The organism is Candidatus Neomarinimicrobiota bacterium (assembly GCA_041154365.1).
Lineage (GTDB): Bacteria > Fidelibacterota > Fidelibacteria > Fidelibacterales > Fidelibacteraceae > Fidelibacter > Fidelibacter multiformis.
In genome coordinates this window covers 207931-230624 of the sequence record AP035449.1, presented here as the reverse complement: position 1 = coordinate 230624, position 22694 = coordinate 207931, and the positions used below count along the sequence as shown (strand labels likewise).

The following is a 22694-nucleotide window of genomic DNA, read 5'->3' as shown; positions in this document are numbered from 1 at the left end:
GGGTTATCAAAACTGGACGGACATTCCAAAACGGAATTGTCGTTCATTACTATAGACCTGGGGACTCCGGGTCATTTCGCCCGAGAGTTCATTATACCGGGTGATGGACGGATCGTCATACAATTCATAATACCGGGCGCTACCAATCCAGTCCACATTTTGCCGGTTCATCAGGTTAAAAATATCCATAAAGACCTGCAAATCAGCAAAACCCACGTCGAATGTCCGGTTGATGCGCAAATCAAAGTTTGCCGTCCAGGGCATTCTGGCATCATTGGGAACGCTGGAATTATACGATGTATAAGGCAGGCCGCTGCCGTATTTGAAGAGCAGATTTGCCCGCCAGTTTCTGAGCAGGGTGTTGAATTTTTCAGAAGAGGCCAGCGTCAGTGTCGCGTTGACGGTATGTGTCTGATCATACCCAAGGATATTCATCCGTTTGGCACTATCGTATTCTCCGGCACCTTCCGTATAGGATGTGCTTCGTCCCTTTGCGACAGAAAAGGTGTAGTTGGCCGTGAAACCCCAACCATCATTCAGCCTCTTTTGAAGGGCAAATTCAAGTCCCTTGATGTTCGCATAATCGGCATTCTGGAAAATCCGTACTTCCGTCCCCTGCAATTTCCGAAGGATAAACTTGTAATTATCCACCAGATTTGTCACATCCTTCACATAACCGGTCACAGAGGCTTTTAAATCAGGTGTAAACAGGTGTTCAAGACCGATATCATAAGCAACGGTTTTCTCAGGTTTCAAATTGGGATTACCCACCCAGTTGCCTGCTTTTGTCAGGCCGGTATAGGTGTGATTCCGGTAGAGAAAATAGGCATCTGGCCGTTGGAAATAATGGCCATATGTAAAATGGAGGACCGTTCGGTCTGTAATGGGATGGGATATTCCCAGCCTGGGGCTCAATTGATGGTGTGGGTCGGGAGAAATGGGATCGTTGAGGACAGGAGTGCCAAGTGAATCCAGGGTTGAGAAAGGTTCTTCAAAATTCGACGGATAGTAAATCGGGTCTCCCCATCCGTTGGGATTGAAATAATCATAGCGCAGACCGATAAGGGCGATCAATCCTTCAAATTCCATCTTATCCTGGGCATAGATTCCCAGATCGATGGTGCTTTCATTCCACATATCTTTCCGCGGGAATGAGGGCCCCAAAGTCCAGCTTATATTTTCAAGATCAGACTCATGAAGGTTGAGTTCAAAACCTGTTTTAATCAGATGGTTACGGGTCACCTGACTCACGATATCCCCTTTGAGGGTTCGGGAAACCGATTCCTGGTGCCTGTATCCCGGATCATCACCGCGGATCCACCAGTAATTATCTTCCCTTTCCCGGTAGATGGGATGGGGGCCTTCTTTGCTTACATCCCATTCCAGATCTTCTTCCGTATCACCATCTCCATCCCGGTCATCCACATCGGGAGTGGCATAGTGGTATTGAGAAAAGAAATTCTGGAAACGGAGTTCATAATATGTTTTAGAACTCAGGGTATGGGTCCATACAAGATACATGTTATTGCTCATTTTGGCATAGTTCCACAGGTAATCCTGCATGCCACCCACGTAATATTCCTGAATTTTATCATAAACCGTTCCATTCACGGAATCAAGGCTGACAGGTGTGATGACTCCCTGTTCATCCCCAAATTCATCAGGGTTCTCCACATAATTATAGATCACCAGCATGCTGTCATCTGCTTCTGTATATTGATATTGCTGAACAGGATAATCACCTTCCGGTCCGTATTTGGAGGCAGGAAGATAGAATTGATCCCACTCCGAGGATGAATAGAGGCCGCCAAATGCCAGTTTGGTGTTTTTGGTAGGTTTAAACGTGAGTTTTCCCTGGAAATTATTGCTATAGGAATTTTGGTTAATCATATAGCTCTGGCTTCGGTCGGTCACATCTGCTGAGACAAAGAAGGTGGCCGGTCCGTTAAAAATCTTTTCCGTAAAGGGAATCGGGCCGCTCAGACTGAACTGATACAGTTGTTCCAGTTTATGCTGGTATTGGGTACCATAGAGGAGTGAATCCACATGGACGGTGTCCACGCCGCCGCCGGCCAGAGAATCATAGCGGGTATGAACATCATAGGTTCCAAGCCAGGTATCCCGTTCACCCATCAGAGCTTCGTTGACAGCTGACCCAAGACTTGTGGTTGTTACTTTAAACAGACCTTTGAGCTTAGAGCTTCCTTCTTTCATGGCCAGATTGAGAACACCGGACTGGACATTCCCATATTCAGCGCTGAAACCACCGAGGGTCACTTCCAGTTCCTGGATGCTCTGCTCAGGAATATTTGCCGTAAATCCGCCGAGATCTCCGGAGTACTGACCGGCAGGATCCCGGACAGGGATACCATCCACCAGGACCAGCACTTCACCGCTTCGGCCGCCCCTGAAATTGTTTCCCACTACACCGGCCTGATTCCGGGCAATATCCCGAAAATTTTCAATGGGTTGCATGGTAATATCTTCACTGGATACCGAGTGGCGGGAAGTGAATTCATCTTTTTTCAGCAGAGGACGCTCTGCAACAACAACCACCTCGCCGGTTCTCAGCGCTTCGGTGGTCATTTGAAAATCAATGGTTGATGTAAGTCCCATGCTCACCTGGACTCCCTGAACGGTTACCGGTGCATATCCGATCATGGACGAACGGATTGTGTATTCTCCCGGTGGAACGTTCAAAATCACATAAAATCCGCTTTCGTCTGTTGCCGCGCCCATGGTGGTGCCTTCCAGAAAAACATTCACCCCGGCCAAAGGCTGTCCTGTATCGGCATCCGTGACGGTTCCGACAATTTTTCCGGCCGTACTTGCCCACGACATAGATCCGGTTATACAGATTAAAACGACGATTGCCACAATAAACTTTCGCATTGACATCCTCCGTTTAGGATTCAATTTTATACCATCAACGTGTGGTTCTCCACGCTGGCACAAAATAATTGTTTATGTTTCTAATATTCAGAAATCATCAAGTGACAATATAGCTGATGAGATTCTAAAATTCTACTAATAAATAATTTATTTTCATTAAAATTGATGACAAAATGTCGTTACCCTATCCATCTTTACGATGATCGATATCCCATAACAGAGGCCTTTTATAAGCCTTCAACACCATTAACTATCCAATGTATTTATACAAACCTACTCTCATAATGTCTTAAAATATATTAATCCAATAGGAGAATAAAATACACCGTGAATCAGACAAATCATTTTAAACCCGGGGGAGTTTATTTAGATTTTCACAACAGATCAGATAATATCAACGATTGGAGACCTGCCATGGCAGAATTGCGTAAAGACCGTATTGAGGCTATCGATGTTTTTCGGGGTCTGACGATTTTTCTCATGTTCATTGTCATCGCCATCGGAGCCGGTGGATACCGGAACCTCCCACAAACTGCTTCCTGGTTTGGCAGTCTTCCCATTTCCACCTGGAATCATGCAGATATAGCCTGGGAACGATTTGTAGAGAAAAAAACCGAAGAAGGTTTTACTGAAGAAGAGATTAACACCATGCCGGAAGCGGCGTTGAAAAATGTTGGATTAACCCTGACAGATTTGGTAGCTCCATTCTTTATTTTCATTGTTGGACTGTGTCTGCCCCTCAGCCGGGCAAAGCATGGCCGGGAATGGTGGAATCACGTTTTAAGCCGTACCGTTAAATTGATTTTTTTCGGCATTCTATACATCAGCCTGATTCTTGGGCTCTCCTGGTGGTGGGGGATCCTTCAGGCTATCGGGGTATCGTATTTTATGGCTGCTGCAAGCCTTAAGCTGAACCGCAAAGGACGATGGATCGCCGTTTTTGGGGTTCTTGCCTTCCATATGCTCATGAGCCATTTTACAGACTGGTGGCTGAATTTCGGAAATACCAGCGAGCCTTTTTTCCGTATAAGTACCCTTTCCGGCAATATGGCAAAACCACTGCGGGTTCACTGCCTTCCGTGGGTTTCGATTTCTTATGGTGCCTTAACCATTATAGGTGTAATGCTGGGTGAAGCTGTGGCAAGTAAAGATCGAAAACGTATTTTGACAGATTCTTTCCGGCTTGGAGCCATCTTTATGGCTATTGGATATGCAATCCACAAAACGGGTCTTATGACAGGAGTGACTTCCCTAAGCTTTAACAAGCCTGATGTCACCGCATCCTATGCCTTGTTTACAGCCGGGCTGGCCTGTGTCGTTTTCGGTCTCCTATACTGGATTGTGGATGTAAAAAAATATAAAGGATGGATTTTCCCATTCAAACAACTGGGTATCAATGCCCTTTTAGCCTATTTCATGCAGATTTTTATGAGAATTTTCTTTCGGGCACTGCACCTGGAAGCTTTTTTCGCCGGAGAACCCAACGATCAACTGCAGCAATGGGCAGGACTCTGGACCTGGAGTGGCTGGCAACACTTTTGGCTGGATAAAACAGGTTATAACGGCCTTTTCTGGGCATTGCTTTGGAGTGTTTGCCTGTGGTTCTGTGTGTATGCATTTAACAAACGAAAAATATACTGGAAATTATAGCACACATGTTATGACTTCATGTTTCACTATCAGGAAAAAACCCCCGATTTTAGTTGAGAATGATTCTCAATTTCTGTATAATTTAAGACTAATTTCAGGGAGAGCATGAGAGCTTCGGAAACAATGGAAGGAACGTTGGATCAGGCCCGCTGTGGGACACTGCTGGAGATCCTGGGTGTGTATGCTGAAGGGGAAATCCGCCGGCGATTGCTGGATATGGGGCTGGTCAAAGGAGCCCGCATCCATGTGATCCGGAAGGCACCCCTGGGAGATCCGGTGGAAGTTGAAATAAACGGTTTTTTTCTAACCTTGCGTCTTGAAGAAGCTAAAACCGTCAGAGTCCGTCTGCTGGGAACCGGTCCTTTTCACCATCATGGAGGTCCACACCATGGTCGCGGCCGCGGCATGGGACGCGGCAGACACCGGTGGTTTCATCGTTTCAATCCTTTTTCGGATACTGATCATTCATGACACCATCCAAAGAAATTCGTGTCGCCCTGGCAGGAAATCCCAACAGTGGAAAAACATCCCTATTTAATGCCCTTGTCGGCTCAAACCAAAAAGTGGGAAATTTTACCGGAGTTACCGTCGAAAAATATGAGGGTTTCCGGAAATACCGGGATTATAAAATCCGGTTTACCGACCTGCCAGGCACCTACAGCCTTTCTGCTTATTCTCCGGAAGAACGGGTGGCGCGAAATTTCATCCTGACCGAAAAACCTGATCTTGTTGTTCATGTGGTTGACGGGACAAACCTGGAAAGAAACCTATATCTGACAACTCAAATCATGGATCTGGATATTCCCTTTGTCATTGCCCTTAATATGTATGACGAAGTGAAAGATAAAAATATAGATATTAACCTGGATCATTTAGAACGTCTGTTAGGCGCCCATATCGTCCCTACGTCAGCCGTAGAAAAAACCGGCATCCAGGATCTGCTGGACCATATTGTAGATACCCGGGAAGGGACGATCACATTCCGACCTCATAAACTCCAGTACTCACAAACCCTTCACAAACTCATTCACGATATTGAAGAAATTCTTTCCCGGGCAAAAGATCTGAATACAAGCCAGCCGAATCATTGGCTGGCCATTAAATTGCTGGAAAGTGACAAAGAAGTCTATAAGATTCTGCGTGACAATCCCATTTGGATAACGCTGAACCAGTATTTATCAAAACACCTTGAGCCTTTTAAACATCTTACCGGTAATGATCCGGAAATTTTGCTGACCGAGGAACGGTACGCCTTTATCCGGGGTGCCCTGACTGAAACCGTTCATTTCCCGGGCAAACGGAGACGTGATTTAACAGATATTCTCGATACTATCCTGATTAACCGTTTTACCGGTTTACCAATTTTTGCTTTGATTATGTATCTGATTTTTACAGCAACTTTCCGCCTGGGAGAATATCCCATGATCTGGATTGAGGATTTTTTCTCCTGGATCAGTATAGGACTTAAGAATACACTTCCCGATACCCTTTTCAGATCTATTCTTGTGGATGGAATGATTGCCGGTGTCGGCGGTGTCCTGGTTTTTTTACCCAATATTCTTATTCTGTTTCTGGGGATATCTTTGCTGGAAGGAACCGGTTACATGGCCAGGGCTGCTTTTGTCGTGGATAAAATCATGCATCGTGTCGGACTCCATGGCAAATCGTTTATTCCCATGCTCACCGGCTTTGGGTGCTCGGTTCCGGCCTTTATGGCCACGCGAACCCTGAAAAACGACGCAGACCGGATTACCACGCTGCTGATTATCCCGTTTATGAGTTGCGGGGCTAAACTTCCCGTCTATACTCTTCTGATCGGAGCCTTTTTTCCGGCCCGTCATGCTGGAAAAGTCCTTTTTGGAATCTATATTTTTGGGATTCTCATTGCCCTGGGATCTGCCGGATTATTTAAAAAAACTCTTTTCAAAGGGGAATCTGAACCTTTTGTCATGGAACTGCCCCCCTATCGCTGGCCGTCCCTCCAGTCCCTGCTGCTACAGATGTGGCATAAAGCCAGGATGTATGTCCGTAAAGCCGCAACGGTGATCCTTGCCGCATCCATTCTTATCTGGATCGCCGGCAATTTTCCCAAAGATGAAAATGTTGCCCAAAAAATGGATGCCCTGAAAACACAGATCCAGGAACAGGATCTCTCCCCTTACGAAACATCCCGGGCACTTGAAAAAATTAAAGCGGAAGAAGAAGCCCTTCAGTTTGAACAGTCTTACGCCGCCCGGCTGGGCAAAGCTCTGGAACCGGCCATCAAACCCCTGGGATTCGACTGGCGCATCGGTGTGGCTCTGGTCAGTGGCATTGCCGCCAAGGAAGTGGTGGTATCTACCATGGGAACCATTTATTCAATCGGAAGCCAGGTAACGGAAGAGTCGACCTCACTCCGTGAACGCCTGCGGAATGATCCGGCCTATAATGCGGCAGTTGGACTCGCACTCATGGTCTTCGTCCTCCTATATGTCCCTTGCATTGCCGCAACGGTCATTTTTCACCGGGAAGCCGGTGCTTTCAAATGGACTCTTCTTTACTTTTTCTATACTATCGGTGTTGCATGGATTATGGCTTTCATTGTATATCAACTCATGAGTCTATTTTTTTGAGTTTTGAGTTAAGAGTGGAGAGTAGTGAGTTGGAGTTGGGAGTTTTGAGTTGAGTTTGGGAGTTTTGAGTTGAGTTTGGGAGTTTTGAGTTGCGTTTGGAAATAAGAGAGATGTTAAAAAGAATTATTTATTTTTCATTGAAACAGATCGCCCTACAAATGGATGTATCCGGTACAACAGTATCAAATTGTGATATGATTAAACCATAATTAACAGAATAACATCGTGTGTCATCAAATCAAATCTTACAGTTCAAAAGCCCGGATATATTAAAATTATTTTACTCAATACACAAACCTCGAGTTTCAATCCCCCAACCTGTAAGATTCGCTTTTTTCGGCAACAAATACTATCAACTCAAAACTCCAACTCACTACTCTCCACTCACAACTCTCCACTCTCCAAATATTTTACCTCCATATCCCAGTTCCACTGGTTAAAATAGAGATTCCCACCACGCCATTCCATTTCACCCCGCTGGAAATCAACTGTCTCGCTGCGAAGCCATGTTTTGGCAGGATAGAGAGGAGCAGAGTAATCATCATTGACAATCAAGCGGTAAGGATCCATCCCTCCCAGAAAAAAGAATTCCATGTCCGGATCTTCAAAGTTCCGTCTGCCGAAAGATTGATCTGCCGGGACCCATCCCACACCTTCAAAATAGAGTTCGCCCCAGTCGTGAAGATTGACATCACCGGGATGAAGCATCCAACCGCTTTGCCACCGGGCCGGAATTCCGTTGTAACGGCATAAGGTTAACAAAAGCAGTGTAACCTGTCCGCAATCTCCGCTGTTATTCTGTATCACATAGGACGGAATATTGGGAATGGTGGAATATTCTCGCGCACTGGCCCAGGGATAATGGTCACTGATATATTTAAAAATTTTCCGGGCTATGCGTAATGGATGTGTTTCATCTCCAACAATTAATCTGGAAAGGGCCTGAATTTCCGGAGTAAAACGGATGTGCGTTTCCCGTTCTGCCGTGAATTCCTGATAGAGCGGACTGGTTTTATCATAAGGCTTAATCATGTCTTCCTTTAACAGGTACACCTCCGGCCGGGCTGTTATTTCAAAAACGACATTGAATTCCGTGGCTTTCCCTTTTTCCGCCTTTCCTTCCATATAAATACTGCGTTGAAGATGGGAATTATCCGCGATCACATACTCCTCACGACTTGTACTGATAAGCTTGATCTCTGATTGCCGACTGTGTCCTTCCCGGGGCCAGGGCATCCAGCAGCGGACTATTTCACCGTCAGGAATCACATCCGGTTTGAGTTTCATGGTATAGTTCAAACGCATCCGGACCGGGGATAAGAGACTTTTTCCTGATTCCCGGGCTTCCTTCACCATTTTTGGAATAATTCGGTTCAGGGTTTTATCCAGGGTGTCCATATCCGGATTATCTTGGGCCTTTTTTACAGCCCGGGCTTCGGGGTCAATCCGGAAGAGATTGGGTGCAGCATTGGCAAAATACTTCTTTTTTCCATCGATGGTCATACATTCCAAGGCACCGCTCGCTTCCCAGGTTTCCAATTGCTCCCGACTTACGTTGGGATAATATTTTTTTATGGCCGGGAGGATATCCTCAAGATCCTTGTTAAAATCCAAACGGATACGTTGCATCAGATCTATCTGAGCTTTTAAATCCCACACCTGACTTTCTGTCAACTCTCCGGATCCAATCAGTTTGTAGATTCTTTTCTCTGCTTTGGCAAAATTCCCGGCGTCAATATAACCGTTAATTTTTTTATCAAATGTCTGTCCATTCAGCATGATTGTCCATCCTATGAGACATATTAAGAGTTTTTTCATGGTTTCACCTTTATGAATTCACATACCAATCATGTTTTGCTACGGGAATGATATATCCCTTTCCGATAACATTTAAAAAATCCCGGGCACTGTAAAACGTTTCGTACCGTTTTTGGTTAAAGGGAGATACATCGGGATTCAGGCTTTCAATTTTCAAAGGTCCGTCTTCATGGATCATCAGACCGTCTCCCAGCCAAAGTCCTACATGCCAGACCCGCCAGGGAGAATTGTCGGTTGCCTGCCGTCCGAAGAAAACCAGGGAAGCCGGGGGAACATGTGACAACTCTTCTACATCTTCGGTTAAAAGCGTTCCCTCCAATACCTGTTGGGAAGCATCACGGGGCAGAATAATCCCATTCAAAAAGAATACCATTTTCGTAAAACCACTGCAATCCATCATCTTTGTGGATGTCCCTCCCCACAAATAGGGGGTGCCAATGTACCGGTAAGATGTTTCAATAATATTTTCAGCCGTGGGATTTCGTGAAGCCAGCCATTGATTAAAATCCATGGATTCTTTTTCAGAAACATATCCTTTTCGACCGTCAGGAAACACAACACTGAAATACCCGTTTTTCTGACCCGTTGTCACCAGAATACTGCCTGCTACCAGATCCGACACACGGCGGCTTTGATTATCAGGAGATGAATACACATAACCGTAATCCTCCAGAAAGAGAATCCGGGAGGATTCTTTCCAGGACTCAAAAACCTTATCATTCATGGGTTGGACCGAACTGTTATCAATCCAGCCCAGGTATCCGTCCGGTGTTTGAACATAGTAATACGATCCCCGTTCATTTTTCTTATACAACCGGACCGGCGTCCCCAGAATGGCCTGTGTTGCCATTTCCGCCGAATTTGCCGGAGTCACACGAATATTGGCAACGGAAACGGTGATGACCCCCCGGCACCGGTTATCCAGCTCTTCCCGATCGGGCAATACGCGGACTTCATTGACAAAAGAAATCCCTTTTTCCTTTAATTTTGTTTCCAAAGTGCTCATTGCCCGGGGCAGATTCGTTTCACCCTGAAGCACTATACGGCCGCTTTCTCGTTCCGCCGTCACATGAAATACCGCCACCCGCTTGTCCGGGGCAAACTCCTTACGGACAGATCCGATCATCTCAACACTGCTATCGAGTCCCCCACAGGATGAGATGAAGAAACTCACAGATAACACCATCAGCAAAAATAAGACACGTTTCATACACGATTCCCTGTTTAAATAATTATTTGTCAAGACAAGGGAAAATCTGCTTTTTCCATGATTTAAGCAAGGAAAAGATTGAACGTTTAGAGGTTGAGACGTTGTTTAGACATTGTTGAGAGGTAAACAACTCTCAAGTACCGATGTTTCAATATCTGAACGTTATCTTTTGTATTACAATTTGCTCTTGTTATATTTCATGAGACATTAACTGATACTGACATTCATTTCATAATCCGTGAGGAATATTATGAAAAATTTTCATTGGAGCAGGTTACAGGTATTTCCTGTGTTTTTTCTGATGCTTTTTCTGTCTGTTTTGCCGTGTCACCTTTGGGCTGACATTACAATTGATTCACGAACCGGTGACGTAAAAGAGGTCCTGAAGTTTGAAAATCCGGAAAAATCCCCTCTGCTCAAAAGTTTCAAGGGTCTTTCCATTGAAAAAGTCCGCGAAGCCTATCAGGAAAGCGGGCCCAGAACCCAGGCCTGGTTAAAGGAGGAAAAGGTTTCCTATTCCTCCTTTGTGGAATTCCTGCTCCGGATCGTAATGCTTTTCAAAATGACGGCAGACAGTCCGGAAAAAGCCATGGCGATTCTTCTCCCCCTATTTGCGTTCTTTTTTATCATCAGTGTAATTCCTTTCACTTATACGGCGTTATTTGTCCCTCCGGATATGGAAAATCCCGAAAAACCGGAAAATGACACCATCACCCGTCGCTGGTTCGGACGTAGAAAAAAATCCGGGAATAAGGCAGATCGTCAAATCCCAGAAGAGGATCTTCCGGATTCTGAAGAAGACGATGAAGAAACGGAGCAAGACCCTGAGGATGATATGGAAGAAGGGGAAGCGGAGGAGGATGAATCATGAACACGGAAATGATTTACGAGCAGGATGTCAGCCAGGATAAAGAACTTGAAAAATCTCTCCGGAAAAGTATCAATGGGTGGGCAAAAACCATCCCAAACCATCCTTATAAAAACCTGGGAGACCAGATTTCGGTAGAAAGTATCCTATACAAACCGGCCTATCCTATGCGTCTGCTGACTCAGTATGAAAGCCGTCGAAAAGATAAGGGTCATGAGCCGTATACAAATCAAACAATTCCGGAGCGGAAGATACATACACTCAATGATTTCAACTCGTGGGATATCTCTCTGCCGGATATCCAGAAATTTACAGATAAAACAACCAAATATTATGTTCAGGGATCCCAGTATGTAGCTGATTGTTTTCACTGTCACGCCCGGGGTGTTGTCACCTGTCCCCAGTGTAACGGCTTACGCCAGGTAACGTGCCCTTCCTGCCAGGGGGCCGGTAAAGTACGCTGCTCATCCTGCGGAGGATCGGGAAGGCACACCTGCAGCAATTGTGGCGGCAGCGGTCAGGTTTCCCGGCAGGTTTCCCGGCAACGGACCGTGACCCGTTATGATTCAGACGGAAACTCACACATGGGGACCGAAACCTATTACGAAACAGTCCGCCAGGCCTGTTCATCGTGCGGCGGCAGAGGATACCGCACCTGTGGCACATGCGGCGGAACCGGGAAAGTCACCTGCCGGCAATGCGGGGGAACAGGGAAAATCACCTGTCCCCGATGCTCCGGGCGGGGAATCGTGACCTGTTACACCTGTCAGGGACACAAACAACTGATGCATTATTTCTTTGTGGAACGCACGCTGGATTACACCGATCAGAACACCTGTATTGTCCATGAAAATATTTATAAACAATTCCCGGAATACCTGGACCATTATCAGGAGTATGAATCCTACAATGTCGTCTCACAAACAGAAGATCTGTTTCAACCGGGAGTCCTCCCGGAAGGTCACCATCTGAATTCATTTATTGATGCGATGATCTCCGAATCCCGCGAAAAGAGTTCTGACAGCCATGTCATCAAATTCCAGCGTCTGGATGTTGATTGTATCGACACCTGGGAACTGACCTATACATTCCGGGGTAAAGAATACGTGATGGCCTTTACCGGCAGTGAGTATACCGTAATTCCCGGATTGAGCCCAATTTATGAGGTGGCTTTCAAAGACTGGAAATCCGGTGTTCGGGCCGGCCGTTTGCTCTGGACAACCCGGGCCTATCGCCAGCTGAAAAAAGCTTCAAGTATTGACGTTTATGAAATCCGGGAGAAGGTTAATACGGCTTTTGGTGCCGTCAGTGAAAAAATTAAAGATCACTATACAGTGGGGGTTCGCATTGTCGGCCTGCTTGCCCTCTTTTTCGGGAGTTTTATCGCCTACGGATGGTTTAAGCATATCAATCCGGTTTTCAGTTATGCTTCTTTTATTAACCAACCGGAGAATTTCCTCCATGCCTACCATGCCTGGGCTCAGGTTTTTCTCTTTATCTTTCTGGGCACAGAGGCGATGGGAATTGCCGCATCCATCAGCAAGAAGTTTAAAACAGCAATTCCACACGCTTTGCTAAGAATCATTTTGGGTGGTCTGATGACTTTGATCGTCATGGCCATTGCCCTGGGTCTTCTGGGATTATTAAATCTAACGGGTATCACCATTCTTGCAGATATTGCCCTGCTTATTGTTCACTGGATGCTTAAAATCGCCTTGATTTTCCTCGGCATTTTTGTGGGGATTGTTGTCTGGGGAGCCAAAATTATCTGGATGCTCCTCAGTAAAATCTGGAACTGGATTTTTTAAACATCCGGCTCAGACGTTTTTCCCAAATATTCTTACAACAGCAAAAACAGCCCCGGCCCCCATAATAAGGGTTATCCACGCAGGGACACCCAGGCCGGCGGGTATATATCCAAAAAAGATAGCAATCAAAGCAACAGGGACGGCGTATCCCAGCTGGGTCCGGGTGTGATCAATATGATCACAGGCGGATCCCATGGAAGATAGAATAGTTGTATCGGATATGGGGGAACAGTGATCACCAAAAATCGCACCGGTGAGCACGGCGCCGATATTCATTGCCAGAAATCCCCGGGACGGATCCAGGGCATACGCCAGGGGGATGGCCAATGGCATGAGAATTCCCATGGTCCCGTAGGATGTGCCGGTGGCAAAGGATATGGAAGCACCCAGAATAAAAATGATGGAGGAGAGGAGAAAGGCGGGGACGGCATCAGAGAGGACCGATACCAGATAGACGGCAGTTCCCAATTCATTCACAATACCGCTGAGGGACCAGGCCAGGATCAGAATCACGATGGTGATCACCAGCGCTTTTGCACCACTGACCCAGGCGTTGATTGCGTCAATCCAGCCAAAAATCTTCCGTTTCACACCCATGGCAATGGCGACAATTCCTGCCAGCAGAGCTGCCTGAAACAGAACAATACTGGCATTAGACGCGCTGAAGGCTTCCCGGAAAGCAAAGAAAGAGAGTGGCGCGCTGAGCAACTGTTCCGCCAGAGTCGAGTCCGTACCCGTGACAATCGCCCGGTAACCATCATAATAGAGCCCCAGAAAAGCCCCCAGAATCAAAATGAGAATGGGCACAACAGCATTGGAAGCCTGAAGCTTGATTCCTTTTTTAGGCTGGACGGATCGGGCATCGGTATCCACCATAGGCTGGGCATTTTCACCGTGGACATTACCTGTTTCCCGGGCACGTTTTTCTGCTTTGTACATGGGACCAAATTCCCTGAGAAGCCATATCCCTACAAGAATAAATATCAGGATAAAAATGTTATAGAACCGATAGGGGATGGTTCGAATAAACATTCCATAGGCATTGGCGTCCAGGCCGATACTTGTAAATCCATCATTGATGAGTCCCAGCTCGTATCCAATCCAGGTGGATATGAGGGCAATACCGGCGATGGGAGCTGCAGTAGCGTCAATGACAAAGGCCAGTTTTTCCCGTGAAATCTTCATCCGGTCTGTCACCGGTCGCATGATGGGCCCTACCGTTAAAGCATTGGCATAGTCATCAAAAAAGATAAAGAGTCCCATACACCAGGTATAAAACTGGGCGGAACGGGGTGATTTTGCTTTTTTGGAAAGAGCTTCTGCTATTGCTTTGGCTCCGCCGATCCGGGAAATAACACCAATGAGTCCACCAATGGCCAGTGTTTGCAGAATAATCCCGGCATTCCAGGATGAAGCCAGACTGGCCTGCATTTCGTAGGTGACCCGGATAAATCCCTTCCAAATGGCATGAAATGCATTATCCGTGTTTAAAAGTAGCATGTATGCCCCGGAATAAATTCCAATAAAGAGCGATAAAATCACATTCCGGGTTACAAAGGCCAGAATAATCGCCGTCAACGGTGGAATCAGGGTCCAGATTCCCCATTCCCGGGCATTGATGTCAGAAGCTGTGGGTTCGGCAGCCTGAAGGATACCTGCTATAAAAATAAATATTAAAACAAATAAAATTCTGCCTTTGAATCCCTGTTTCATGGTCATCTCCTTATGGAATTTTTTAGTTTTTGGAGTCAAAACTTGTGAATAGTTTACAATTCCGCTATCTTTTTTACAAATTGAAACCGGTAAAGAACTCCAATTCACGGAGGGATATGCAATGAGTGATATCAAAGTGCTGGTCCCCCTGGCCGAAGGATTTGAAGAAATTGAAGCCGTCACCATCATAGACATGCTCCGCAGGGCAGGTGCTGTTGTGGTCAGTGCTGGACTTCATGAAAGACATGTGACGGGAGGGCATGAAATTCGTCTGGAAACAGATGTATTGCTGGATGATGTTCAGAATAAATCATGGGATTTAATTGTCCTTCCCGGAGGCGGTAAAGGGGTTGAAAACCTTTTGGCAGATTCGAGAATCCTTTCCTTGATACACAGACATGTTCAGGCAGGAAAAGAAATCGGAGCAATATGCGCTGCCCCACGGGTCCTGGAAAAAGCCGGTGTAACAAAAGGACGTACACTCACCATCCATCCCATGCAGAGAGAATACCTCAAAGACTCCAAAGTGGAAGACAAGGCTGTGGTGATGAGTGACCGGATGATAACCGGACGGAGTGCCGGCGCGGCCATGGCTTTTTCTTTGGCACTTATCAGCAGGCTCATGGGAAAGGATGTTGCGGAAAAGGTGGAAAAAGGTGTCATATCCGGAGTCCGTTTTGACACATAAACTTATCCTCTTTGATATAGATGGCACCCTGCTTCATGCAGGGAAAACCCCTTCAACCGTTTTTACCGAATCTATCGGATCTGTTGTCGGAAAAACCGTTAAATTCCCAAAACAGATCTTCTTTGGCCGAACGGATACTTTTATCATCCGGGAGATGCTCCGGCAACATCTGGAAACACCGGCCGATGGTGAATATTATCGCATCAAAGAGCACTTTATCCACCGTATGAAAGAACGCTTCCCCCAATCTGACGACGGTTTTTTAATTCCTGGAATTAAACAATATCTGGGCAAATTAAGGGGTGAATCAGATATCCATTTGGGACTGGTCACCGGAAATTTCAAAGAAACAGCATTTGTCAAACTTTCCCATTTTGGGTTGGATGATTATTTTGAAACAGGGGGATTTGGAGACGATGCGGAAGACCGGCCTGAACTTTTAAGACAGGCCGTCGAAAAGGCAAACCAACACTATGGAAGATTATTTTCTTCTGAAGATATTGTTGTCGTGGGAGACACCCTTCATGATATACACAGCGCCCATCACTGGGGGTACCGCTCTGTCGCCGTCAGTCATATCCGGGACAAAGATACATTGCTGGAAGGCAAGCCGGATGTCCTTATTGAAAATTATAACGGGTTAAAGGATTCACGCGTATTATTTGAATAAATTTGTAAAAGAACACTCATTAATAAAAAACGGGAAGACAACTTCCCGTTTTTTTGTGAGGTTGGATATATCGTTGGTCGGGGTTTATTTACAAACCATACTCTTTGCCATATTTATTCACTACAAATTCAATATCCTTGTCCCCCCGTCCGGAAAGATTCACCAGCAAAGTTGCTGTTTTAGGGAGAGTCGATGCCAGTTTTACGGCAAAAGCCACGGCATGGGCACTTTCCAGAGCAGGTATGAGACCTTCAATCCGGGAAAGTTCAAAGAAAGCATCAATCGTCTCTTTATCATTCACGGTAACGTATTCAACCCTTTTAATATCTTTGAGAAAACTATGCTGTGGACCGACAGATGGATAATCCAGTCCGCTGGCCACAGAATAGACTCTCAGTGGGTTGCCTTCTTCATCCTGAAGCATGTAGGATTTGAAACCATGCATCACACCGGGTTTACCCAGTGTGAGTGTCGCAGCATGTTCTCCTTCATTCAGGCTCAGGCCGGAAGGTTCCACGCCATACATCCCCACTTCTTTATCTTCCAGAAAAGCATTAAAGAGTCCCATGGCATTAGATCCGCCGCCGACGCAGGCAATCAGGTGATCCGGAAGTTTTCCGTTCATTTCCAGAAACTGACTGCGCGCTTCCCGTCCCACGACACTTTGAAAATCACGGACCATCATGGGAAAGGGATGGGGTCCTACCACTGAACCAATGGCATAAAAAATATTGTCCGGATCGCCGAGATAAGCTTCAAAGGCAGCATCCACAGCATCCTTCAAAGTTCGGGTCCCCCGGGTGACCGGTACAACACGTGTTCCCAGGATTCTCATTCGTGTCACGTTGGGGTGTTCTTTTTCCATGTCAATATCGCCCATGTACACATCACAGGGCATATCAAGCAATGCTGCGGCAGTCGCCAGGGCAACCCCATGCTGGCCGGCACCTGTTTCAGCAATGACTTTTTTCTTGCCCATTCTCTTTGCCAGAAGCACCTCGCCAAGACAATGATTGATTTTATGGGCTCCCGTATGGTTCAGATCCTCCCGTTTGAAATAGATCTGGGCACCACCGTACTTTTTGGAAAGTGTTTTTGCATGAAAAATGGGGCTGGGCCTGCCGACATAATGCTTGTACAGATAAGCCAGCTCCTGATGAAAGGATTCGTCTTCACGGATCTTTTCATAGGCATCCGTGATTTCCTGTAAGATGGATTCAAGCTGTGGGGGAACATAGGATCCACCGTATTCCCCAAAGTAGCCTCGTGTATCCGGTAATTGTGAAAATGATCTGCTCATGATATGTTTTCCTCTTCGTTGCGCATCATATTGTCAAGGATGCTGCGTGTAACTGAATTTTTTTTCTTTAGGATCTTTGATCCCCGGGTGATTTTGCACAGACTGATATGGTGCCTGGCGGCGATAGTCCGTTGTGTATCACCTCTGTACAGTTCCTTGACAAGTTGCCATCGAAGGGTAAAATCATCGATCTCCTTCGGTGTCAGAATCTCCCGAATGAATTTCCGCATGAGGACGGGATCGGTGATTCCGGCAAGGATATTGGCAAATTCTACGGGTGAGTGCATGTGCATCTCCATGTTTCTATTAGTAGAAACATACGAAAATTTATTCTACCTGCAAACATTTTTTTACTTTTTTTTCTACGTCTTTATTTGTTTACATTAAATGATACACATCCGGGGGAGCAATTCATGGTACGACAGCTAAATTACACGTTTCATATTTTCACAAAAGGCAAGGTGACCAGCAGATGAAAATCTTAAGTGTCAATACAAAAGGCGGTTTTTACGGGGGCATTGAAAATACTATCTATCGTATGGCTCATGTGTTTCAGAAGCAGGGGTGGGAAAATATCGGCGTATTTGAAAGTGAAAGTAACCATACAGAGGGATATTATACACCCTTCAGGGAAGTCTGGCTGATGGATGATATCAGCCTTTATGATCTACGGGCAAAAATTAAAGATGTGGATGTCGTGATCATTCATAAAATTACCCAGACCCGTCTCTTCGATTTCTTATTGGACCGGTATCCTGTGATTTTAATGATTCATGATCATGATTATTACTGTCCCCGCAAATTCAAATATTTTCCCTTTATCCATACCAACTGCACCCGGCCTTTTCATCCTGTCTTTTGTACTTTATGTTCAGGCATGCTGAACCGCCATCCCGGTAAAATTCCGGTCCGCCCTATCAGTATTTTGAAAAACCTGAAAATGCTCCGACGTATCCGGGATGTCTACAGGGTCATCATCCTCAGTGAATTTATGAGGAAAAATTTAATACTCAATCAGATTCCCCCGGATCACATCGTCAAGATTTATCCTTTTCTGGAACAGAAGGACTATCCTCCTAAAAAAGAACGTCGCACGCCTGAACTTCTCTTTATGGGACGCATTATTCCGGCGAAAGGAGTGGATTTACTGGTTGAAGCCATGCGCCAGGTACAAAGTCCCTGTCATTTAACCATAGTCGGAACCGGTTCCGATTTGCCACACATTAAAAACCTGATAGATAAATACAACCTGCGATCCAGGATAACCCTTGCCGGATGGGTGAAAGATCCGGAAAAATACTATCAGAAAGCGGATATGGTCCTTATCCCCTCCCGGTGGCAGGAGCCTTTTGGTCTGGCAGGTGTTGAGGCATTCTCATACGGTCTTCCTGTCATCGCTTTTGATGTGGGAGGTATCCATGAATGGCTGATTGATCACTGCAACGGATATCGGGTTCCTCCCAACGATGTCTCCAGCTTTGCCTCCACAATCGATGAATTACTCCGGAATCCCGGGCTACGCCGGCAGATGGGTCATGCAGGATGGGAGTCTATCGGGAACATCTATTCCGAGGATGCTTTCCTGAAGCGGTTTAAAATGCTGATTGAAGGACTTCATGAGTAACGTTTTTTGTAAGATAACCCATATTTAATAAACAGAAAAAACCGGGGATAAACCATGGATATCAATGCGTGGATGAATACAGACATGACAGACATTGCCCATAAATTAGAATCAAGCTTCCGGGAATATCATATAGATCCGGAAGAAGGCCTGAATGTCACGGGACGGAACGGTGTTTATGAACTCCTTGAGGATATTCTCGCCCTCTTGTTTCCCGGGGCATTCAGCCGGGAGATGATCCACGAGGAAGATTTGAATTTTTACATTCATGACATGTTGCGACATATTGCCCGTAAAATGGTGGGGCAGATACGAACGGTCATCAAATACCACTGCCCGGAACATCCCAAAGATTGTTGTGATTGCGATTGCAATAAACGGGCGGAGGAATTATCGATTGAAATTATTGGATCCCTGCCGGATATCCGTACCCAGCTCCTTGAGGATGCCGACGCCGCCGTTCAGGGAGATCCGGCTTGTCACAGCATGGAAGAGGCCATCCTGAGTTATCCAGGACTTGAAGCCATCGCCGTGTACCGGATTGCACACCGATATTATGAGCTGGAGATTCCCCTGATTCCCCGGATCATGACGGAACGGGCCCACACACGGACGGGGATAGATATTCATCCTGGCGCAATCATCGGGCGACGTTTTTTTATTGATCATGGCACCGGTGTTGTTATCGGTGAAACCTGCCGGATTGGACAGAATGTGAAGATTTATCAGGGTGTAACCCTGGGAGCCCTTTCGCCCTTTGATAAAAGCGGCCGGCCCCGGAAGGGAGAAAAGCGTCATCCGGATATTGAAGATAATGTCATTATTTATGCCAATTCCACAGTTCTGGGGGGCAAAACGGTTGTCGGAAAAGGAGCCATCATCGGCGGCAATACATGGATCACCAGCTCTGTACCACCTCATGCCATCGTGAGTTCAATGTCCTGCCAACCCGGTGATATCCAGGTGAAACACAAAAAATCTTCCACCTGAACCTATTCCAACAGTATGTTCAATTCTTTCATTGAAAGATCACTTATAAAGACTTCCAGGCAAAAGATTGTATCACAACATATTTTGTTAATTACTTACTTAAAGATGATATATTGTGCTAAATAAGTAGAATTTCAGGTATTTCTTGTAAAAATTTTCTTATCTGTTTACATTTTGTCAACTCATGGCACCACCCATTTTACTAAATTGTCCCTTTTGTGGCGCGAAAATTCAACATTTCATCGGACATGTATCCGGTCATTATGCCTACTATTGTACCCATTCAAAAAAATTAATCGTACTCTATGAAACTCTTCATGAAAAGATTATTCAGACAGGACTTGAAAGGGAACTCAGGGAGCGTATCAAAGAGTATATTCAATCTTCTGATGAATTTGAAATTTATCTGACGAACGAGAAAATGCACAAAATTGAAGCGGGGAATTTACCGGATTAACATACAGAGAGAATATAAGCAGGATCCTTTTTATTTGTTTTCATTGACTTCTGAAAGTTTTAATTTAACGGGCTTTTTGGGAAGGGTGACCGAGTTGGCTTAAGGTGCACGATTGGAAATCGTGTGTACGGCAAAACCGTACCCCGGGTTCGAATCCCGGCTCTTCCGCAGAAAAAAAAACCGGCATGTGCCGGTTTTTACGTTTAGACGTTTAGATATTCAAACGTTTAAAAGTTCACCCATCAGGCAAAAGCTGAATTAAGAAAATCAATAGTTATGAACGATTCTATATAGAAAAAAGGGAATGTTTGTCTGCCCCCGGGGATAAAATAACCCGTCACCAGATGAAAAGCAAGATTATATTATTAATAATATATTAAACAACCAGAATCCCGTGTCTACTCTTTCTGGCGTTTACAATTATGCCTCTGCAATTACGTTCTCTCCTTTACGATCTAATAGAAGGGTAGAAATAACCGCTACAATCAATGCTACAAAAAAGGTCAAAAATCGGGATGTGATTCGGCTTTCCATTCCTGAACTTATCCAGATGATAGTAAAAAGCATACCGCTGATAATCGTAATGACAACTGCCTTCCCATGAAAGCGTTTCCAAAACAGGGTCAATAAAATGATAACTGAGAATGTCCCGCCAATGCCAGCCCAGACATATCCGACAAGTGTATATATTAGATTTGATGGAGTATAATAGGCTATAAGAAGCGCAACAACAGCGAGTATTGCTGTAATGCCTCTTGAATACCCCAATGAATTCTTTGCATGTTGCTTCAGAATATTTTCAGAAAGTTCCGTCGCAGACAAAATAAGCAGGGAATCCGCCGTTGAAATCATCGCAGCAATGGCGCCTGTGATCAGGATAGCCGCAAAAACCGGCGGAAAAACAGTTAGCATGACGTTAGGCATGACTGTTTCAGGATCAGAGAGTCCCTGAGGACCAAAAATTGCAATACCAATCCATCCGATGGATAAGGCGCCCAAATAGGCAAAGAGTGTCCAGATGACACCCACATTCCTGGCTTTTCTCGCCTGATTTTTATCCTTGATGGCCATAAATCGCATGCTTAGTTGAGGCTGGCCACCCAAATATCCAAAAAACCACGAAAAACCGCCCATGATGGCGATGCCGGTCGCAAAACCCGAAACACCACTTGTGATCGAGCTGTACGAATTTCCGGCAAGGTGGAGCGCCTCTGACAGGCTATCGGCAAAAAGATCTGGATGATTTTTCAGATAGAATAATCCTACAAGAGGGCCTAAAATGAGGGTTACAATCATGACAATGGCCTGGATGACATCTGTATAAACAACTGAACGAAATCCACCATAGACAGTATATGGAATAATAATACATGCTGTTAAAAGCATCCCCAAAGCCGGTTCTATACCAAACATGGCATTCAATGTTTTTCCGCCGCCCAGGAATTGGGCTCCAACATAAAAGAAAAAGAAGAAAACAATCACCAGGCTACTTACCATACGAATCGGTTTTTCCATTGCTCCATGCCTTCGGGCAATAAACTCCGTAAAACTATTGACATCATATTTTTCCGCCTCTTCCCGCAAACGGAATGCAATCAGCCACCAGGCCACAATGATGCCTGTCACACATCCAACAGCCGTCCAGATGCTGGTAAGTCCTGTCGCATAGGCAAATCCCGGAAGTCCCAACAAAGCCCACGACGATTCTCCCGTTGCCCTTTCACTTAAAGCAGCAACCCATCCCGGCAGATTACGGCCCGCAATCGCATAATCCTTCTGTGATTTAACCTGCCGGCCCTGCCAGATTCCCCAACCGATTAAAAGAGATAAATAAATAACCATCACAAGGATGATTTGCGATTGATCAACCATAGACCCTCCACTTATACAATGATTATATTAATTGTTCAAGATTTTAAATTCAAGATTTTAAAGGTTGAGCTGTTGAGATGTTTAAATGTTCAGATGTTGGAAGGTTTAAAGGTTTTTACATAATGTCTGATTTCATCTCGTACCCGCCGGTATACATCCAGGATGGCTTCCTCATCAGTCCATTCTTGTGTGATGCCCGGTGGATCGTCAAAACTTTGATGGAAACGGTCGACATTACCAGGAAAGTATGGACAGTTTTCCCTGGCGGAATCACAGACCGTGATGACGATGTCAAAATCGATATCTTCAAGTTCATCGGTTAATTTGGAATGATGAAATGAAATATCCACACCCGCTTCTGCCATGACTTTAACCGCCCGGGGGTTGAGTCCGTGGGATTCAATTCCCGCAGACCAGACATCAAATTCGTCTCCACGTAATTCTTTGAACCATCCTTCTGCCATCTGGCTGCGGCAGGAATTGCCGGTACATAAAACAAGGATTTTTTTCTTATTCATGATT

18 protein-coding genes and 1 tRNA gene are annotated in these 22694 nt (G+C 45.5%); 11 read left to right on the top strand and 8 right to left on the bottom strand.

Features of this window, described 5'->3' with window-relative positions; genetic code table 11:
- Positions 1–6 precede the first annotated feature (6 nt).
- Positions 7–2892 carry a TonB-dependent receptor domain-containing protein gene (locus strainIA91_RS00980; RefSeq protein ID WP_400167226.1) on the bottom strand — a complete coding sequence of 962 codons (2886 nt, stop codon included), beginning with the start codon at positions 2890–2892 and terminating at the stop codon, positions 7–9.
- Between the two features lie 414 nt (positions 2893–3306).
- Here strainIA91_RS00980 and strainIA91_RS00975 point away from each other — a divergent pair, with 414 nt between their 5' ends.
- The 3 genes from strainIA91_RS00975 (at position 3307) to feoB (ending at position 7154) form a co-directional block, all read left to right on the top strand.
- On the top strand, positions 3307–4542 hold the full coding sequence (locus strainIA91_RS00975) for a heparan-alpha-glucosaminide N-acetyltransferase domain-containing protein (protein ID WP_400167225.1): 1236 nt from the start codon (positions 3307–3309) through the stop codon (positions 4540–4542).
- Between the two features lie 105 nt (positions 4543–4647).
- Entirely contained in the window at positions 4648–5013 is a 366-nt protein-coding gene (locus strainIA91_RS00970; protein WP_400167224.1) for a ferrous iron transport protein A, read from the top strand.
- Positions 5010–7154, top strand: a complete 2145-nt coding sequence (gene feoB / locus strainIA91_RS00965; RefSeq protein WP_400167223.1) for a ferrous iron transport protein B — start codon at positions 5010–5012, stop codon at positions 7152–7154. The genes strainIA91_RS00970 and feoB overlap by 4 nt, the downstream gene beginning before the upstream one ends.
- A gap of 384 nt (positions 7155–7538) precedes the next feature.
- On the opposite strand, the gene strainIA91_RS00960 is transcribed toward feoB, so the two are convergent.
- On the bottom strand, positions 7539–8972 hold the full coding sequence (locus strainIA91_RS00960) for a transglutaminase-like domain-containing protein (RefSeq protein WP_400167222.1): 1434 nt from the start codon (positions 8970–8972) through the stop codon (positions 7539–7541).
- Positions 8973–8982: 10 nt separating this feature from the next.
- Positions 8983–10182 carry an NlpC/P60 family protein gene (locus strainIA91_RS00955; RefSeq protein WP_400167221.1) on the bottom strand — a complete coding sequence of 400 codons (1200 nt, stop codon included), beginning with the start codon at positions 10180–10182 and terminating at the stop codon, positions 8983–8985.
- 250 nt (positions 10183–10432) lie between these two features.
- Here strainIA91_RS00955 and strainIA91_RS00950 point away from each other — a divergent pair, with 250 nt between their 5' ends.
- Positions 10433–11053 (top strand): hypothetical protein, encoded by a 621-nt coding sequence (locus strainIA91_RS00950; protein ID WP_400167220.1) that lies wholly within the window; start codon positions 10433–10435, stop codon positions 11051–11053.
- Positions 11050–12858 (top strand): hypothetical protein, encoded by a 1809-nt coding sequence (locus strainIA91_RS00945; protein WP_400167219.1) that lies wholly within the window; start codon positions 11050–11052, stop codon positions 12856–12858. Before strainIA91_RS00950 ends, strainIA91_RS00945 begins: the two co-directional genes overlap by 4 nt.
- A 9-nt stretch (positions 12859–12867) precedes the next feature.
- Here strainIA91_RS00945 and strainIA91_RS00940 read toward each other — a convergent pair whose 3' ends face one another.
- Positions 12868–14571, bottom strand: coding sequence for a Na+/H+ antiporter NhaC family protein (locus strainIA91_RS00940; RefSeq protein ID WP_400167218.1), 1704 nt, complete (start codon positions 14569–14571; stop codon positions 12868–12870).
- Between the two features lie 121 nt (positions 14572–14692).
- Here strainIA91_RS00940 and strainIA91_RS00935 point away from each other — a divergent pair, with 121 nt between their 5' ends.
- On the top strand, positions 14693–15259 hold the full coding sequence (locus tag strainIA91_RS00935) for a DJ-1 family glyoxalase III (protein WP_400167217.1): 567 nt from the start codon (positions 14693–14695) through the stop codon (positions 15257–15259).
- A complete protein-coding gene (locus strainIA91_RS00930; protein WP_400167216.1) occupies positions 15249–15929 on the top strand; it encodes an HAD family hydrolase in 681 nt (226 codons plus the stop codon). Before strainIA91_RS00935 ends, strainIA91_RS00930 begins: the two co-directional genes overlap by 11 nt.
- A gap of 88 nt (positions 15930–16017) precedes the next feature.
- On the opposite strand, the gene trpB is transcribed toward strainIA91_RS00930, so the two are convergent.
- Positions 16018–17229 carry a tryptophan synthase subunit beta gene (gene trpB / locus strainIA91_RS00925; RefSeq protein ID WP_400167215.1) on the bottom strand — a complete coding sequence of 404 codons (1212 nt, stop codon included), beginning with the start codon at positions 17227–17229 and terminating at the stop codon, positions 16018–16020.
- The gene (locus tag strainIA91_RS00920; RefSeq protein WP_400167214.1) at positions 17226–17516 is read right to left on the bottom strand and encodes a Trp family transcriptional regulator; all 291 of its coding nucleotides are present in this window, start codon (positions 17514–17516) and stop codon (positions 17226–17228) included. Before strainIA91_RS00920 ends, trpB begins: the two co-directional genes overlap by 4 nt.
- A gap of 185 nt (positions 17517–17701) precedes the next feature.
- Here strainIA91_RS00920 and strainIA91_RS00915 point away from each other — a divergent pair, with 185 nt between their 5' ends.
- The 4 genes from strainIA91_RS00915 (at position 17702) to strainIA91_RS00900 (ending at position 20468) form a co-directional block, all read left to right on the top strand.
- A complete protein-coding gene (locus strainIA91_RS00915; RefSeq protein ID WP_400167213.1) occupies positions 17702–18853 on the top strand; it encodes a glycosyltransferase family 4 protein in 1152 nt (383 codons plus the stop codon).
- Positions 18854–18907: 54 nt separating this feature from the next.
- On the top strand, positions 18908–19843 hold the full coding sequence (gene epsC / locus strainIA91_RS00910; protein ID WP_400167212.1) for a serine O-acetyltransferase EpsC: 936 nt from the start codon (positions 18908–18910) through the stop codon (positions 19841–19843).
- Positions 19844–20027: 184 nt separating this feature from the next.
- Positions 20028–20300 (top strand): hypothetical protein, encoded by a 273-nt coding sequence (locus strainIA91_RS00905; RefSeq protein ID WP_400167211.1) that lies wholly within the window; start codon positions 20028–20030, stop codon positions 20298–20300.
- A gap of 79 nt (positions 20301–20379) precedes the next feature.
- Positions 20380–20468: transfer RNA gene (locus strainIA91_RS00900), tRNA-Ser, on the top strand.
- Positions 20469–20720: 252 nt separating this feature from the next.
- Here the strand turns inward: strainIA91_RS00900 and strainIA91_RS00895 are convergent.
- Both strainIA91_RS00895 and strainIA91_RS00890 read right to left on the bottom strand, forming a co-directional pair.
- Positions 20721–22172, bottom strand: coding sequence for a sodium/proline symporter (locus tag strainIA91_RS00895; RefSeq protein WP_400167210.1), 1452 nt, complete (start codon positions 22170–22172; stop codon positions 20721–20723).
- An 89-nt stretch (positions 22173–22261) separates the two neighbouring features.
- Positions 22262–22690: an arsenate reductase ArsC gene (locus strainIA91_RS00890; protein ID WP_400167209.1), complete on the bottom strand. Its 429-nt coding sequence runs from the start codon at positions 22688–22690 to the stop codon at positions 22262–22264.
- Between the last annotated feature and the right edge of the window lie 4 nt (positions 22691–22694).

Bases quoted from the DNA above. Each gene is read 5' to 3' on its own strand.
- strainIA91_RS00955 (WP_400167221.1), bottom strand. From the start codon at position 10,182: ATGAAACGTGTCTTATTTTTGCTGATGGTGTTATCTGTGAGTTTCTTC.
- strainIA91_RS00940 (WP_400167218.1), bottom strand. From the start codon at position 14,571: ATGAAACAGGGATTCAAAGGCAGAATTTTATTTGTTTTAATATTTATT.
- strainIA91_RS00950 (WP_400167220.1), top strand. From the start codon at position 10,433: ATGAAAAATTTTCATTGGAGCAGGTTACAGGTATTTCCTGTGTTTTTT.
- feoB (WP_400167223.1), top strand. From the start codon at position 5,010: ATGACACCATCCAAAGAAATTCGTGTCGCCCTGGCAGGAAATCCCAAC.
- strainIA91_RS00905 (WP_400167211.1), top strand. From the start codon at position 20,028: ATGGCACCACCCATTTTACTAAATTGTCCCTTTTGTGGCGCGAAAATT.
- epsC (WP_400167212.1), top strand. From the start codon at position 18,908: ATGGATATCAATGCGTGGATGAATACAGACATGACAGACATTGCCCAT.
- strainIA91_RS00960 (WP_400167222.1), bottom strand. From the start codon at position 8,972: ATGAAAAAACTCTTAATATGTCTCATAGGATGGACAATCATGCTGAAT.
- strainIA91_RS00970 (WP_400167224.1), top strand. From the start codon at position 4,648: ATGAGAGCTTCGGAAACAATGGAAGGAACGTTGGATCAGGCCCGCTGT.
- trpB (WP_400167215.1), bottom strand. From the start codon at position 17,229: ATGAGCAGATCATTTTCACAATTACCGGATACACGAGGCTACTTTGGG.
- strainIA91_RS00890 (WP_400167209.1), bottom strand. From the start codon at position 22,690: ATGAATAAGAAAAAAATCCTTGTTTTATGTACCGGCAATTCCTGCCGC.
- strainIA91_RS00980 (WP_400167226.1), bottom strand. From the start codon at position 2,892: ATGCGAAAGTTTATTGTGGCAATCGTCGTTTTAATCTGTATAACCGGA.
- strainIA91_RS00920 (WP_400167214.1), bottom strand. From the start codon at position 17,516: ATGCACTCACCCGTAGAATTTGCCAATATCCTTGCCGGAATCACCGAT.
- strainIA91_RS00895 (WP_400167210.1), bottom strand. From the start codon at position 22,172: ATGGTTGATCAATCGCAAATCATCCTTGTGATGGTTATTTATTTATCT.
- strainIA91_RS00915 (WP_400167213.1), top strand. From the start codon at position 17,702: ATGAAAATCTTAAGTGTCAATACAAAAGGCGGTTTTTACGGGGGCATT.
- strainIA91_RS00935 (WP_400167217.1), top strand. From the start codon at position 14,693: ATGAGTGATATCAAAGTGCTGGTCCCCCTGGCCGAAGGATTTGAAGAA.
- strainIA91_RS00945 (WP_400167219.1), top strand. From the start codon at position 11,050: ATGAACACGGAAATGATTTACGAGCAGGATGTCAGCCAGGATAAAGAA.
- strainIA91_RS00975 (WP_400167225.1), top strand. From the start codon at position 3,307: ATGGCAGAATTGCGTAAAGACCGTATTGAGGCTATCGATGTTTTTCGG.